This window comes from Streptomyces sp. NPDC006872 (assembly GCF_040635845.1).
Lineage (GTDB): Bacteria > Actinomycetota > Actinomycetes > Streptomycetales > Streptomycetaceae > Streptomyces.
In genome coordinates, this window is the sequence record NZ_JBEYIL010000024.1 from 124,782 (window position 1) to 140,249 (window position 15,468).

A 15,468-nucleotide genomic window follows, 5' to 3' on the forward strand; every position below is an offset into this window, starting at 1 on the left:
CTTCCCATGGCGCCCGCGGAACTACGCGGGGCCACCGGCGGCCCCGCGTACCGGCGCCGATGCCGATCGGTACCTCGCCGACCCCGCCGAGATCCCGATCCGCGTGTTCTGAGCGCGATGACACATCCGGGCGCCTGAGGGGTGTCTGCTCACTCCTTCCTGAGGACGATGTCGAAGGTCGTCGAGGTCCACGGGCCCGCCGGCTGTCGGCTGTCCGGCGTCGAGCGCAGCTCCGAGGCGCCGCGCCGCCTCGGGTGACGCGGCCAGGGTGAGGCCGACCATGTGCGGCACATGGGCGTACGGCACGCGGCGGCTGCCCCTGACGGTGCGCGTCGGTGCCACGCTTCCCCTGCTCACGTCGTCCGTGGGCCAGGTCTTCCTGGCCCACCTGCCGGAGAGCCTCACAAACGAGGTGCTGGGCGGAGAGCTGCGCGGCAGGGAGACGGAGTGGACGGGCGAGCGCCTCGTGGCCCTGCGGGTCCAGATCCGCGAGCAGGGGCATGTCGTGACGTGCAGCGGCGTCATCCCGGGCATCATCTCCGTCGCCGCGCCCGTTTTCGCGGCCGGCGACCCGCTGCCGCTCGCCGTCTCCGTCGTCCTGCCCGAGAGTCTCGGCACACCGGACCACCTGGCCGAGGTGATCCGCGACCTGCGCGACACGGCGGCAGCGTCGCACGAACCGGGACACCTGTCCTGGACAGGTCCTAGGTTCGGCGTGTGCCCGCCACCTCGTCGTAGTAGGACTCGGCCGACGGGCCGAGGAGTTCGTGGGCCTCCAGGAACATCTCGTGGGCATCGTGGCCCACCCAGCCCGCCGGGAGGAGCTCGGTCGGCAGGTCCGGGTCACGGAAGGGGAACTTGCGGTAGTCGTACGTCAGCCGCATGCGCTCGACCAGCGCCTCCTCGGGGCTGAGGTGCCCGGCCCGGTACGACGGCATCCGGCTGCGGTAGGTGCGCAGCAGCTCCTGGTAGTCCTCGTTGAGGGCGGCGAGATCCCAGCTGCGTGCCGCCATCTCGCGGTCGACGGGCAGCCCGCCGGACTGGCAGCGCAGGGTGTCCAGACGGATGGCCGGCTCATCGGCGAACTTCTCCCGGACCTGCTGGAGCCGGTCGTGCGCAGAGACGTACGTGGAGGGGGCCAGGGGGCCGAAGCCCAGCCAGGCCAGCTCCTTGCGGATGCGGTCGCGTACGCCGCGCTCGGTCTCGGGGACCGAGTAGATGACCATGTACCAGTGCCGGTCCCAGTCGGACGGCGCCCGATCGAAGATGCGTGAGCGGCCCTCGTCGAGGAGTTGGAGACTGCGCTTGTTGAGCGCGTAGATCGTCTCCCTGCCCTCGCGCCGGACGTCGAACCAGTCCTCCTTGCGCAGGCGCGCGAGGGCCACCCGCACGGTGCTTTCGCCGACACCGAAGCAGCCCATCAGTGCGCTGAGGGTGCGCAGCCTGGCGGCGCCGCCGCGGTAGCGGACGTAGTCGCCGAACAGGTCGAAGACGATCGATCGAGGCTTCACGAAACCGACTATGTCACACGGACGGCCGTCGTGAAGGTGAGCGATCCGGCCGGGAAATCCCATGCTGCCGCCAGGGCCCCAGCCAAAGATGCGCAACAAATTATTGACGCCCGTGCATCTATTGACACTGGATGCGTCCGGGGCTGAGTCTGGGCCTGTACCCGACGTAGAGGCAGGAACCATGGTTTTTCGGATCGCTTGCGTGGGAGGCGGCCCCGGCGGGCTGTTCTTCGCGGCGCTCGTCAAGCAGGCCGATCCGTCGGTCGAGGTGACGGTCTTCGAACGGAACCGCGCGGAGGACACCTTCGGCTTCGGCGTGGTCTTCTCGGATGCGACGCTGGCCGCCATCCACGCGGCGGATCCCGTCCTGCGCACGGCTCTCGCGGACCACGGCCGGCACTGGGACGACATCGAGGTACGGCTGAAGGGGCAGCGGATCCGGTGCGGCGGCAACGGGATGGCGGCCATCACCCGCAAGACCCTGCTCCAGCTGCTGCACCGGCGGGCCGAGGAGGTCGGGGTCGAGCTCCGGTTCAGCCATGAGGTTCCCGCGGATCCGGCGCAGCTGGCCGACTACGACCTGGTCGTGGCCGCGGACGGGGCGAACTCCCGGTTGCGTGACCGTCTCGCCGACGAACTCGTGCCCGAGGTGGAGGTCGCGACCGCCAAGTTCATCTGGTTCGGCACGAACTACCTCTTCGACGGCCTGACCTTCGTGCACGAGCACGGCCCGCACGGCACCTTCGCCGTGCACGGCTACCCGATCAGCGACAGCGTCAGCACCTTCATCGTCGAGACCGACGAGGAGTCCTGGCGACGGGCCGGGCTCGACGAGTTCGACACCGCGCAGCCGCCGGGCCCGAGCGACGAGAAGACGAAGGCGTATCTGGAGAAGCTCTTCGCCGAGCAGATCGACGGACACGAACTGCTGGTCAACAACTCCCGCTGGGGCAACTTCCGCACCCGCCGCACCCAGCGCTGGCACAGCGGCAACGTCGTCCTGCTCGGCGACTCCGCACACACCGCGCACTTCTCCGTCGGCTCCGGCACCAAGATGGCCATGGAGGACGCCGTCGCCCTCGCCGACAGCCTCCTCGCCCACCGCGACGACCTGGCGAGCGGCCTGGAGGCGTACGCGGCGGCGCGGCAGCCGTCGGTGGCGAAGATCCAGGGCGCCGCCCGGCCGAGCCTGTCGTGGTGGGAGCACTTCGGGCGCTACCACGACGCGTTCGAACCGACGCGGTTCGCCTTCCACTTCATCTCCCGCAGCATCGGCAAGGAACGGATCGCGCGCCGCGACCCGGAGTTCGTCGAGCAGGTCGTACAGGGCTGGCGGGCCGCACATGACGGGCATGCCCCCTTGGACACGCCGTTCAGGGAGTTCGACGGACGGCGGCTGACCGCGGCGGAGCTCGCGGCGTTGCGCTCCGGGGGGTGCCTGTGGCTCACCGCACCGGAGGGCGAGGCGCAACTGCCCGGAATCCATGACGAGTTGGCAGACGCCATGAGCGCGGACACGCCCCCGGGCCTGGTCGCCGTAGAGGGCGGAACACCGCTCACACGGTCGCTGCTCGCCGAACAGGCCCGGCTGGTGCACGGCGTACCCGCACTGATCGTGGAGGACGGAATGGACGACGACCGCGCTGAAACGTTGCTGCTGTCCGGGCGCGCCGACCTGGTGGCGGGGGAGCAGGCATGAGCACCGATCTGACGCCGATGTTCGCGCCCGAGGGCGTGGTCGTGATCGGCGCCTCACGGCAGAGCGGCAAGCTGGGCGCCGCCATGGCCCGCTCGCTGGTGACCTTCCCCGGCGCCCGCGCTCTGGTCAACGCACGACGCCCCGAACCCGACGAGGGTGTGTACGCCTCGGTCGCCGAAGCAGCCGCGCACACCGCCGGACGGCTCGACCTGGCCGTGCTCTGCGTACCGGCGGCCGGCTGCGCCCAGGCGCTGGCCGAGGCGGCCGCCGCGGGCTGCCGTGCCGCGCTGGTCTGCGCGGGCGGTTTCGGCGAGGCGGGCCCGGAGGGAGATGAGTACGCGCAAGCACTGCTCCGCATCGCCCAGGAGACGGGGGTCCGGCTGCTCGGCCCCAACACCTCCGGCTTCTTCGCCCCCCACCTCGCACTGACGGCCAGCTTCGTGCCCGCCGCCGGACAGCTTCCCGCCGGGGACATCGCGGTCGTCGCGGCCAGCGGCGGCGTCAACCACGCGCTCTCCTTCGACCTGGTCACCGCCGGGAACGGCATCAGCCTCGGAGTCGGCATCGGGGCAGGCCTCGACGTCACCGCCGCGGACGTCCTGGAACACCTCGCGGAGGACGACCGTACGACAGCCGTCGCGCTGCATCTCGAGACGGTGCCGGACGGGCCCCGGCTGGTCGAGGCCGTACGGCTGGTGGCTTCCGTCAAGCCGGTCGTGGCACTGGTCGTCGGCCGCAGCGATGTCGGTGACTTCGCCCGGTCGCACACCGGGGCGCTCGCCACCTCCTGGCGTACGACCCGTGCCGCGCTGCGGCAGGCGGGGGCGGTCGTCGTCGACGACGAACGGGAGATGGTGGACGCCCTCACCGCGCTCTCGCGCATCCGACTGCGCCCCGACCCCGACCCGGGGCTCGCCATCGTGACCGCCCAGGCCGGGCCGGGGCTGTTGCTCGCGGATCGTGCGGGCAGCGACGGGATCCGGACTCCGGAGCTGGCCGAGGCCACGCAGCGCACACTGAGCGAGCTGCTTCCCCCGCTCACCTACCAGCGCAACCCGGTCGACACCGGCCGGCCCGCCGAGACCTTCGCCCGTGTCCTCGACGCCACGGCCGCGGATCCGGCGGTGGACCTGCTCGCCGTCTACGCCCTGACCGAGCCCGACAGCGTCGACCTCGCCTCGGCCGCGCAGGACGCCGGCCTCGGTGCGGACTCCCCGGCCGTGGTGGTCGTCGGAGGCCTGCCCGAGGATGTCGCCGAGCAGCGGGCTCGGCTGCACAAGGCGGGGATTCCGGCGCTGACCGGACCGGCGTCGGCTGCCAATGCCGTACGGGCTCTCGTGACGCATGCTCGGCAGCGGGCGGTGCGGGCCGAGGCGGCTTCGCCGGGGACGACCGCCTCCGTGCCCGCCGGCCCTCTGAACGAGGACGCTGCCAAGACCTTCCTCGCGGGGCTCGGCATCCGCACCCCCGACCGCGTCGCCTGCGACACCCGCGACGACGCCCACTACGCCCTGCGCCTGCTGGGCGGGCCCGTCGCGGTCAAGGTGCTCGACGCCGCGATCCTCCACAAGACGGAGATCGGCGGAGTCCACCTGGGCGTGTGCACCCCCGACGAGCTGGACGCGGCCCTGGACGCCATCGGCCCCGAGCGCCGCTACCTGGTCGAGGCCATGGCCCCGGCCGGCGTCGACCTCGTGCTCGGCGCGCGCCGCGATCCCGTGTTCGGGCCGGTCGTCCTCGCCGGGCTCGGCGGTACGGCCGCCGAGGTGCTCGCCGACGTGGCGATCCGGCTCGCCCCGCTGTCCGAGGCCGAGGCCGCCGGGATGCCCGACGACCTGGCCGCCCGCGCCCTGCTCGACGGCTGGCGCGGCGGGCCGGTGCTGGACCGCGCCGAGTTCGGGCGGGTCGTATCGGCACTCGCCGCCGCCCTGGCCGCGAGTCCGGACACCGCCGAGATCGAGATCAACCCCCTGCGAGTCACCGCCGACGGGCTGATCGCCCTGGACGCCGTGATCGTGCACACGGCCGACCGCACCTGAGGAGAACGACCATGCCAAGGCCGAGCAGCAACGGCGCTGTCCCCTGGCCCGCGGAGTACGCCGAGCGCTACACCGCGAAGGGCTACTGGGAGGGCCGGACCATCGGCGACCGGCTCCACGCCGCCGCCGACGCCACTCCCGACGCGGTCGCGCTCGTCGACGGCGACCGGCGACTGACGTACCGTCACCTCGCTGAGCGCGCGGACGCCGTCGCGCTGCGCCTGGTCGCGCTCGGGCTCCGCCCGGACGACCGGCTCGTGGTGCAACTGCCCAACACCGCCGAGTTCGTGATCCTGACCTACGCCTGTCTGCGCCTCGGCGTCATCCCGGTGATGGCACTGCCCGGGCACCGGCGACACGAGATCGGTCACCTGGTCGAGCACAGCGAGGCCGTGGCCATCGCGGTGCCGGACCTCCTCAAGGACCATGACCACCAGACGATGGCGTTCGAGGTCGCCGACGCCTCTCCGACCCTTCAGCATGTCCTCGTGCTCGGCGACAAGGTCGGCGACGATGCCGTGGACCTGCGGGAGTTGTGCGCCGCGCCCGGCACGCCGGCGTACCGGGCCGCCGTGGACGCGTACCGGCCCGACAGCCGCTCGATCGCCGTCTTCCTGCTCTCCGGCGGTACCACGGGGCTGCCCAAGCTCATCGCCCGCACGCACGACGACTACATCTACAACGCCCGCCGCAGCGCCGAAGTCTGCGAATTCGGCCCGGACACGGTCTACTTCGCCGCTCTCCCGCTCGGCCACAACTTCCCGCTCGCCTGCCCGGGCCTGCTCGGCGTGCTGGTGAACGGCGGACGGGTGGTGCTGGGCTCGCCCAACCCGGAGAGGGCGTTCCCGCTCGTCGAGCGCGAGGGCGTCACCGCCTCCGCCCTGGTCCCGGCCGTCGCCCAGCGCTGGCTGGACCACCACCGGGAACACCCGGGGGCCGACCTGAGCTCGCTGCGTGTCCTCCAGGTCGGCGGCTCCCGGCTCGCCGACCACGTCGCCCGCCGCGTCCGCCCCGAGCTGGGCTGCACGCTCCAACAGGTGTTCGGCATGGCCGAGGGACTGCTCAACTACACCCGCCTGGACGACTCCGAAGACGTCATCTGTACGACGCAGGGGCGCCCCATGTGCGAGGACGACGAACTCCTCGTCGTCGACGACCTGGGCAACCCGGTCGCCGACGGGACACCCGGCGTACTGCTCACCCGCGGCCCGTACACCCCGCGCGGCTACTACCGCGCCGAGGAACAGAACGCCCGCGCCTTCACCGAGGACGGCTGGTACCGCACCGGCGACATCGTGCGGCTGCTGCCCGACGGCAACCTCGTCGTCGAGGGCCGCGACAAGGACATGATCATCCGAGGCGGGGAGAACATCTCCGCCGAGGAGATCGAGAACTTCGCCTACCAGACCCCCGGCGTCGCCCGCGCCGCCGCCGTGGCCATGCCCGACGACCGACTCGGCGAGCGCGTCTGCCTCTACGTCGTACCGGAACCTGGCCACACGGTGACCCTCGACGACGTCCACCACGTCATGGAGCGCGCCGGGATCGCCCGCTTCAAGTTCCCGGACCGGCTGGTGACGGTCCCCGAACTCGCCGCCACCAAGGTCGGAAAGATCGACAAGAAAGCGCTGCGCGCCGACATCACGCGCCGGCTCGACGCCGAAGGAACCCCCGATGACCACTGACACCGACGGCATGGTGCCCGCCATAGCCCCGGCGGAGACGGACCCCGAACTCCGCAAGCTGTACGACGGGTTCGCGGAGGCAGGGCTCATCCCCCTGTGGACCGAGATCGGCAACCTCATGCCGCTCACCCCGCAGCCCGAGGCCGTCCCGCACGTCTGGCAGTGGGACACCCTGCTGCCGCTCGCCCGCCGGTCCGGAGACCTGGTGCCGGTCGGGCGCGGCGGTGAGCGCCGCGCCATCGCCCTCGCCAACCCCGGCTTGCCCGGACGGCCGTACGCAACTCCCAACCTCTGGGCGGCGGTTCAGTACCTGGGCCCGCGCGAGGTGGCCCCCGCACACCGGCACTCGCAGGGCGCGTTCCGGTTCATCCTGGAGGGCGAGGGCGTGTGGACGGTCGTCAACGGCGACGCCGTCGAGATGCGGCCCGGCGACCTGCTGCTCACCCCGTCGATGCACTGGCACGGCCACCACCACGTCGGCGACGCGCCGATGGTCTGGCTGGACGGCCTCGACATCCCGCTCGTGCACCGCCTCGACGCCGGGTTCTTCGAGTTCGGCGAGGACGGGGTGTCGGACCGGTCGACCCCGTCCCGGTCGCGCAACGAGCGGTTGTGGGGCCACCCGGGACTGCGCCCGATCGGTGCGCCGGACAGCGTCAACTCCCCTCTGATGGCCTACCGTTGGGCCGACACAGACGATGCCCTCACCGCCCAGCTGGAGCTGGCGGACGAGGGGCACCCCGGCGTCATCGAACCCGGCCACGCCGGCATCCGCTTCACCAACCCCGCCACCGGCCGCGACGCCCTGGCCAGCCTGCGCACCGAGATGCACCGTCTGCGCCCGCGCACGGCCACCGCGACCCGCCGCACGGTGGGCTCCTCGGTCTGGCAGGTGTTCCGGGGCAGCGGCACCGTCACCCTCGACGACCGCGTGATCGACGTGAGTGCCGGAGACCTGATCGCCGTCCCCTCCTGGTGTGCGCTGACCATCGCCGCGCACACGCAGCTCGACCTGTTCACCTTCAGCGACGCGCCCCTCTACGAGGCGCTCAACCTCGCCCGCACCGAAACGACCGGGAGCACCCTCGCATGAAGCTCGCCACCATCCGCACGGCCGACGGTACGGCGGCCGTCCGCCTCGACGGCGACCGGGCCGTGGAGACCGGCGCTCCCGACGTCGCCGCCCTCCTGCGCCGTCCCGACTGGCGTACCCACGCGGCCGCCGCCGACGGCCCGGCGCACGACGTGGCCGCCCTCGACCTCGCCCCGGTCGTCACGACCCCGGCCAAGATCTTCTGCGTGGGCCACAACTACCGCACCCACATAGCGGAGATGGGCCGCGAGATGCCGTCGTACCCCGCCCTCTTCGGCAAGTTCGCCAACGTCCTGCTCGGCGCCCGCGACGACATCGTCCACCCGGGCGAGACGGAGGAGCTGGACTGGGAGGCCGAACTCGGCTTCGTCATCGGCTCCCGGCTGCGCCGCCGGGCCACCGAGGAGGAGGCGGCGGCCGCGATCGCCGGCTACACCGTCGTCAACGACATCTCCATGCGGGACTGGCAGTGGCGTACCCCGCAGTGGCTGCAGGGCAAGGCGTGGGAGGCCAGCACCCCGGCCGGGCCCTGGCTGGTCACCGGCGACGAGGTAGGCGACGCGGCCGACCTGGAGATCCGCCTCGAGGTGGACGGCGATGTCATGCAGCGCTCACGCACGTCCGACCTGCTCTTCACCCCGGCGGACATCGCCGCGTACCTCAGCACGTTCACCACGCTGGAGCCGGGCGACCTGGTCCTCACCGGTACGCCCGGCGGGGTCGGCGCGGCCCGCGACCCCAAGGTGTTCCTGAAGCCGGGGCAGGTCGTACGGACCGCGATCGAGGGGCTCGGGGAGTGCGTGAACACCGTCGTCGAGGACAAGTCGTGACGGAGCCGGAACGCGTCCTCGGCTGGGTCGAGGACGGGCAGCGGCGGCTGCAACAGGCCGTCGATGCGTTGCCTGCGCACGCGGTGGCCGAACCGTCCGCCCTGCCCGGCTGGACCCGCGGCCACCTCCTCACCCACCTCGCCCGCAACGCCGACGCCCTGGTCAACCTCCTGACCTGGGCCCGGACGGGCACCCCGACCCCGATGTACACCTCGCCGGACCAGCGCGCGACGGACATCGACGCGGGCGCCGGCCGCCCGCTCGCCGAACAGCGGTCGGACGTACGGGAATCCGCCGCCCGGTTCGCCAAGGCGGCCGAGGCGCTGACGGACGACGCCTGGTCCGCCACGGTCACCAGCGGGCAGGGCCGCGAGATCCCGGCGTCCGAAGTGCCGTGGCTACGGGCCCGCGAGGTGTGGATCCACCTGGTCGACCTGCGGGTGGGCGTCGGCATGGACGCGCTGCCGCCCGACCTGGCCTGGGCCCTCGTACGCGACGTGGCCGGGTGGATGTCGGCCCGCGTGGCGCCGGACACCGGGGCCGAGTTGACGGCGGACGGCCACGGCACCGTCGTACTCGGAACGCCCTCCCCGAGCGGCGGCACGGTCTCCGGACCGCCGTACGCCCTCGCCGCCTGGCTCACCGGCCGGGGCGGCGCCGAAGAACTGCGCGGCGAGCTGGCGAAGCTCCCGCGCTGGCTGTGACCGAGTGCTTGTCAGTTCTTGTCAGTGATTGTCAACGATCAAAGGAGATCGGCATGAGCGAGACCTTCGTCCTGGTGACCGGCGCTTGCCACGGAGGATGGGCCTGGCGCCCCGTCGCGAACGAGCTGCGGGCCGCCGGACACGAGGTGCACACCCCCACCCTGGCCGGTCTGGGCGAGGACGACGACCCGCGCGACGTGACCCTGACCGACTGTGTGAACAGCCTCGTGGAGTACGTCGAACGCGCCGGTCTCACGGATGTCACGCTGGTCGGCCACAGCTGGGGCGGCTACGTGCTGGTGGGTGCGGCGCCCCGGCTGGCCTCCCGACTGCGCCGGCTGGTCTTCTGGAGCGCGTTCGTGCCCAACGACGGCGAGTCGCTGATCGACGCGTGCCCGCCGCACTACGGCGAGATGTTCCGCGCCGTGGCGGCTGCTTCCGGCAACAACGGAGTGACCTTCCCGTTCGAGGTGTTCCAGCAGGCGTTCATGCAGGACGCGGACGAGGAGACACAGCGAATCGTCCACTCCCTTCTCGTGCCGCAGCCGCTCGGCACTTTCACGGAGAAGCCGGACACGAGCGCGTTCTACGCGCTGGACATCCCGACCGCTTACGTCCTGTCCGAGGAGGACCTCTCCCTCCCCGGCGAGTGGCACTGGGCCGAGCGCTTCCCCCAGCGTCTGAAGAACCCGCTGATGATCGAGACCCCCGGCAGCCACGAGGCCCTCTTCACCCGCCCCGCCGAACTGGCCGACGCGTTCGTCCGGGCCTGCGCGGCATAACGGGGTCATGGCGTCACCCGCAGAGAAGGGCACCTGACCCGCACCGGGCGCGGGTCGGGTGCCGTTCTCAGGCTGCTGAAAGAAGCCGGCTTCCGGATGGGGTGTCCGCCCGCGTATGGTCCGCTTCGCGGTCACGGAGATCAGGACACCGTGAATCCGTCGAACGTGGCGATGCCCCGTGCGCCGGTCCAGCCGTTGGCCGCGGTCATGAAGACCCCGACGTCCTGTGGGGCGGCTGCGCCTCCCGGCGTGGCCGTGCCCACCGTCGTCCAGGTGACGCCGTCCGCGCTGACCTCCCCGGTGTACGAGGCGCCGGACCTGGTCAGCCGCAGCCGCACCGGCGCGGTGAAGGAGCCCGACAGCGCGATCGAGTCGAAACGGCCGTCGCCGTCGGCGTCCCAGCTCAGCGCGCAGCCGTTGGACGGCGTGACCGCCAGGTTCACATAGCCCGCGCTCCCCTGAGTGCCCAGGTCGTTGCGGACGACGAGGCCCGCCCGTGCCCAGCCCCCGGTCGCGTCCTGGGACGTGACCGTCACCTCGGCCACGGTTCCGTCGCCGTACACGCCCGCCCGGTACACCGCCCCGAACTCGTTGGTGGCGCCCCACAGGTCGGCCCCGGCGCCCTCGACGGCGATCTCGTCGCCGGCCTGGCCGAACACGGCATCGTTGTAGGAGACCGTGCGGTACGGGTCGCCGACCCCGGCCGCGGCCACCAGCCGTACCGGCGCGACCGCCTTCCCGCCGCCCGCGTACACCGCCGCCGCGACGACCTGGCCGACCAGTTCCGCCGGCGTACCCGCCAGAGAGACCTCGAAGCGAGCGGCGAACGTTTCGCCGGACGCCACCGACTCCGCGCGCACCGGGTCGAGCGGCTTCACCGCCATGCCCTCGGGAGCGGTGACGGAGAGAGTCACGCCGCGCGCCGCGGCGAACCCGTTCCTGTTGGCGAAGGTGACCGTCACCGTCGCGGGCGCGCCCTCGGCCACCGCTCCCCGGTCGACCCCCGCCGTGAGGGATGCCTGATGGGGAGAGACAGCGAGCAGGTCGCGCACGCGGCGGGCCAGGGCGTACGGGGAGCCGTGGGGCTTGGTCGGGTGTGTCTCGTGCGCGTGCGCCCAGCGGTCCTCCAGGGCGAACCAGTCGATCGTCGCCGGGTCCTTTCCGGTGGCGAGTCCCGTGGCCAGCGCGTCGAAGTACGTCTTCCAGCGGGTGCGGTACAGGCCGCCGACCAGCCCCGCCCACTCTCGGTTCGCGTAGTCGTGCAGGCCCTCTTCGCTGCTGGCGCGTCCGCCCCAGGTGGTGATGAGGGAGCGGACGTCGTACTCCAGACGGTCCTTCTCGGCTCGGTCGGCGCCCCAGGAGCGTGCGTCGGCGAGCCACCGCCCGAGCAGATGCGGGCCGGAGGTCGCCAACAGGTCGTCGAGGAGGTCCATCCAGTCCAGCCAGGTCCTGGTCAGCCTGCCGAACAGGGCCTTCTCCCCGGCCTCGTACGCGGCCTTGATCTGTGGCAGCAGGACACGGCTGCGGTTGGACAGGATCTGCCGGGCCACGTCGACGACGTCGTACCGGTAGGCCGAGCTGTTCCTCAACTCCGTTCGCACGGCGAGAAGTTCGGTGAGCGCGGTGTCGAAGGCCGTGGTGTCGTAGCGGTCCTTCTCCGGGCCCCAGGCGGCGGCCTTGTTCGCCGTCAGGCTCGGACGGGCGCCGAACAGGCCGTCGGGTGCCTCGCTCCAGGAGTCCGCGCGGGACATGTTGTACGCGGTGTCGCGGATCGTCTGCCAGGCCGCGGCGGCGCGCCGGTCGGGGCCGCCGTAGCGGGAGAGGGCGTATGCCGCGAACCAGTCGTCCAGGTCGATGGTGCCGGGCGTCCAGGCCAGGTCGGTGAGAAGCGCGAGGGCGGGTGCGTTGTTGTCGGCAGCCTCCGGCATCGCCGCGATACCGGCGAGCGAACTGCCCTCCCTGTCACGCCACTTGGGGTACTGCTCCACCCAGTCCGGGGCGTTGGCGCCCATCGGCGTGTGGCCGCCGAAGTTCCAGATGCTGCCGAGGGCGTACGGGGTGCCGTCCCAGTCGCTCTCCCGGTCGGTGACGGTGGTGTAGCGGTCCGACAGACCGTCCACGATCAGCATCCGGCTCTTGTCGACGCCGTCGAGCAGCGCCTTGGACGGGTTGGTCTGCCAGCCGAGGATCGCCCAGACGGCCCCCGGGTGGGCCTTCTGCAGCGCCGCCTCGACGGCCTGCGCGGCCTCGCCCACCGGCACGTCACCGGGGTTGCCGCCCTCGTGCAGCAGGTCCATCTTGTACATCGTGCTGTCGCCGAACCGCTCCGTCTGAGCCCGGTAGAAGGCGGCGGCCACGTCGTCGAAGGCCGTGGTGCGCGGGTCGAGCCAGTCGGGGCGTTTGAACGCACCCCAGCTGCCCTGCGCCACCACCGCGGCGTCCCCGCCGTGCCGGGCGGGGAAGTCGTCCGGGACGGTGCCGTAGTAGCCCGGCAGGACCGGCGTCATGCCCAGGTCGCGTATCCGGTCGACGATCTTCTCGGCAAGCGCGGCGCGTCTCTCGATGAGCTGCCGGGAGACCGGTCCGCCGAAGCCCGACATGTTCTGCAGCAGCCACCAGGGCTGGTGGGCGGGGGCCGGGATCCAGGCGCGCAGCGCGGCGTCGGAGTAGCCGAAGCGACGGAAGGTGTCGTAGTACACCGCGTCGCCGCCGATGTAGACGAGGACCCGGTTGACGCCGTGCACGGCCAGCACGTCCAGCTCGTGCTGCCAGGCGTCCCAGTCGCGGTAGGCGCCGGTGTAGCCCTCGTTGGTGTCGTTGAAGGCGAACCGGTGCGGCACGTCGGCCGTTCCCGTGAGCTCCTCGGCGGGCGCGGGGAGGGTGCGCGGCAGGTTCAGCTGCTCGCCGGTCCAGGAGACGGAGGCGTGCGCGGTCCGCCGCAGGTAGGTGTGGAGGCCTGTGAGCAGCACGGCGGGGCTGGTGCCCTCCACCGTGATGTGTCCGGCCCGGCCGGTGACCCGGAAGCGGTCGGTGTCGTCGTCGACGGCCCGCAGGGTGAACTGCCGGTGGTGGTCGGGAAGCAGACGTTTCAGCGCGGCTGCGGCGGAAGCGGTGTCGAACAGGGCGCCGCCGACCGCGTACGCGCCCTGCGGACGGGGCAGCAGCGCGGCGCCGCCCAGCGCGACCGCACCCGTGAGGATCCGTCTGCGGGTGACACCTGTGATGCCGATGATGCCGAGGTCGCCTCGGTTGTCGTGCATGAACGTCCTTCCGGGAGAGCTCAGTTGCTCGTCGTGGTCGTCGTGAGCGTCATGGCGAAGAGGTGCAGGGCGGGGACGCCCGACTGGAGGCCGTCGCTGACCTGGGGCAGGACCAGGGAGCGCAGCTCCTTGCCGGCCGCCAGATCGACGCCGAAGGTGAACAGGCTGACGGGGGTGTCGTCCCGGCCGGTGGTGATGTGGCGGTACGGCAGCACCACCGCGGCGGAGGAGTTCGCCCCGTACCAGTCGGGGACGGCGACCGGGAACGCCTGCTCGGTGCCGTCGGCGTAGACGACCTTGCCGTTGCCCTTGCCCTCGCCCCAGGTGCTGGTACCGAGGAAGGACAGCCGGGAACCGGAGCCGGACAGCAACACGGTCTGGCCGGAGGAGACGACGTTGTCCTTGCTCCCGGGCCGGGTGTCCGGCCAGGTGAAGGGCACCCCGTCGTAGGTGACCGTGGCACCCGGAGTCAGCCCCGCCGACGCCAGTGCCTCGGCGGACAGACTGGAGTTCGAGCCGTCGATGTTCGCGACGGTGAGGGCGTCGTCGGAGGCGATCCCCGCGTTGTCGAAGGCTCCGGGCAGTGAGCGGTACGGCAGCAGGACGGAGGAACTGGCGCGGGTGCAGTCGGAGCCGTGGCGGTGCACGTCGAAGAGTGCGTGCGCGGTGAACACGATCCGGCCCTCGGCGTCGTCGGCGAGCCGGGTCCGCCAGGTGCGGGTCACCGACCGTCCGGGCGCGAGGCTGCCCAGGCTGTCCGGTTCTGCCGTGTCGTCCACGGCGAGGTACAGCACGGTGCCGCGCAGCGCGATCCCGGTGCTGTTGGTGAGGGCGGCCGTCAGGGTCACTGCCTGGCCCGCGTCGGGGGCGGGCGGGGTGACCGTGAGAGTGACGGGCGGCGCGAGGAAGTCCTCCTCGGGGCGGTAGACGTTCATGATTCCCCCACGGCGAAGTGGTCGAACACGGCCCGGACCGTCGTGCCGGGGTAGTTGAGGTTCACGGCGCTCGCCACCACGCCGGCGTCCAAGGCGCCGTTCGCGGAAGGCACGGTCACGCTCGCGATCTCGTTCCAGGCGAGGCCGTTGTTGGTGCTGCTGTACGCGGTGCAGGTCGTGCCCTCGCGGACCAGGCGCAGCCAGGCCGGGTGGGTGGAGCCGCCGCCACCGGCCCAGGTGTCGAGGTGCCCGTCGCCGTCGCTGTCGGTCATGAACTCCAGGCCGTACGACTTCGACATGGTGAGCACGGCGTAGCCGCCCTTCTCCGGGGCGGTCAGGTCGTTGGCGACGGCGATCCCGTACTTGGCACTGGGGTTGTCGCTCCCGCTGAGGCCGACCGTCTTGACCTGCACCACGCTCGACGCGGCGACGGAGCCGGGAAGGAGGATGCCGCCCTTCTCGTCACGGCCGCCGGACAGGTCACCGCCGCCCGCCCAGATCACCAACTGGCTGCCGTACTGGCCGAATCGGGCGTCGTCGGTGGTCGCGAACGTCCGATACGGGTCCCGCACCCCGTTCGGCTCGTAGGGCACGCTGACGGTCTTCGCGGCCCGCGCGCAGTCGGCGCTGCGCCCGTCCACGTCGAAGAGGAGGTGCGCGGTGAACGCGACGTCCCCGGCGACGTCGGCCGGCATGGACGTGCGCCAGCTGCGGGTGACCTTCGCGTCGCGGCGCAGATCACCGAGCGGGATGGTGCGTGCGGCGGTCGTCGCGCCCGGGTCCACCAGGTACAGGACGGCGCCGCGCAACGGGAACGGGCAGTCGTTGACGAGGGCGGCGGTGGCGGTGACCGCGTCACCGGCCGCCGGTTCGGCGGGTTCGGTGGTGACGGTGAGGGTGGGGCCCAGGGTGTCCGTTCGCGTGCTCACG

At 72.0% G+C, this 15,468-nt stretch carries 11 protein-coding genes and 1 pseudogene; 8 read left to right on the forward strand and 4 right to left on the reverse strand.

The features are described from left to right. Positions 1-280: 280 nt before the first annotated feature. Positions 281-658, forward strand: a pseudogene (locus ABZ725_RS45760) (IclR family transcriptional regulator C-terminal domain-containing protein); the annotation flags it as partial. 46 nt (positions 659-704) lie between these two features. On the opposite strand, the gene ABZ725_RS45765 reads toward ABZ725_RS45760, so the two are convergent. Then, positions 705-1,511 (reverse strand): PaaX family transcriptional regulator C-terminal domain-containing protein, encoded by an 807-nt coding sequence (locus ABZ725_RS45765; RefSeq protein ID WP_358808300.1) that lies wholly within the window; start codon positions 1,509-1,511, stop codon positions 705-707. Between the two features lie 202 nt (positions 1,512-1,713). Here ABZ725_RS45765 and ABZ725_RS45770 point away from each other — a divergent pair, with 202 nt between their 5' ends. The 7 genes from ABZ725_RS45770 to ABZ725_RS45800 are packed head-to-tail and all read left to right on the forward strand — an operon-like array spanning position 1,714 to position 10,343. Further along, on the forward strand, positions 1,714-3,210 hold the full coding sequence (locus ABZ725_RS45770; protein ID WP_358808301.1) for an FAD-dependent monooxygenase: 1,497 nt from the start codon (positions 1,714-1,716) through the stop codon (positions 3,208-3,210). Beyond that, the gene (locus ABZ725_RS45775; protein ID WP_358808302.1) at positions 3,207-5,249 is read left to right on the forward strand and encodes an acetate--CoA ligase family protein; all 2,043 of its coding nucleotides are present in this window, start codon (positions 3,207-3,209) and stop codon (positions 5,247-5,249) included. Before ABZ725_RS45770 ends, ABZ725_RS45775 begins: the two co-directional genes overlap by 4 nt. 11 nt (positions 5,250-5,260) lie before the next feature. After that, positions 5,261-6,934, forward strand: a complete 1,674-nt coding sequence (locus tag ABZ725_RS45780; RefSeq protein WP_358808303.1) for a (2,3-dihydroxybenzoyl)adenylate synthase — start codon at positions 5,261-5,263, stop codon at positions 6,932-6,934. Beyond that, positions 6,924-8,027, forward strand: a complete 1,104-nt coding sequence (locus ABZ725_RS45785) for a cupin domain-containing protein (RefSeq protein ID WP_358808304.1) — start codon at positions 6,924-6,926, stop codon at positions 8,025-8,027. Before ABZ725_RS45780 ends, ABZ725_RS45785 begins: the two co-directional genes overlap by 11 nt. Further along, positions 8,024-8,857 carry a fumarylacetoacetate hydrolase family protein gene (locus ABZ725_RS45790; RefSeq protein WP_358808305.1) on the forward strand — a complete coding sequence of 278 codons (834 nt, stop codon included), beginning with the start codon at positions 8,024-8,026 and terminating at the stop codon, positions 8,855-8,857. The genes ABZ725_RS45785 and ABZ725_RS45790 overlap by 4 nt, the downstream gene beginning before the upstream one ends. Then, entirely contained in the window at positions 8,854-9,561 is a 708-nt protein-coding gene (locus ABZ725_RS45795; RefSeq protein ID WP_358808306.1) for a maleylpyruvate isomerase family mycothiol-dependent enzyme, read from the forward strand. The genes ABZ725_RS45790 and ABZ725_RS45795 overlap by 4 nt, the downstream gene beginning before the upstream one ends. A gap of 53 nt (positions 9,562-9,614) precedes the next feature. Then, positions 9,615-10,343: an alpha/beta fold hydrolase gene (locus ABZ725_RS45800; protein ID WP_358808307.1), complete on the forward strand. Its 729-nt coding sequence runs from the start codon at positions 9,615-9,617 to the stop codon at positions 10,341-10,343. A gap of 140 nt (positions 10,344-10,483) precedes the next feature. On the opposite strand, the gene ABZ725_RS45805 is transcribed toward ABZ725_RS45800, so the two are convergent. From ABZ725_RS45805 to ABZ725_RS45815, 3 genes are read right to left on the reverse strand one after another with little or no spacing between them, the layout of a single operon-like run. Then, a complete protein-coding gene (locus ABZ725_RS45805; RefSeq protein WP_358808308.1) occupies positions 10,484-13,603 on the reverse strand; it encodes an alpha-N-acetylglucosaminidase in 3,120 nt (1,039 codons plus the stop codon). A gap of 20 nt (positions 13,604-13,623) precedes the next feature. Next, a complete protein-coding gene (locus tag ABZ725_RS45810; protein WP_358808309.1) occupies positions 13,624-14,538 on the reverse strand; it encodes a beta-glucosidase in 915 nt (304 codons plus the stop codon). Next, a complete protein-coding gene (locus ABZ725_RS45815) occupies positions 14,535-15,467 on the reverse strand; it encodes a hypothetical protein (RefSeq protein ID WP_358808310.1) in 933 nt (310 codons plus the stop codon). Before ABZ725_RS45815 ends, ABZ725_RS45810 begins: the two co-directional genes overlap by 4 nt. Position 15,468: the final 1 nt, after the last annotated feature.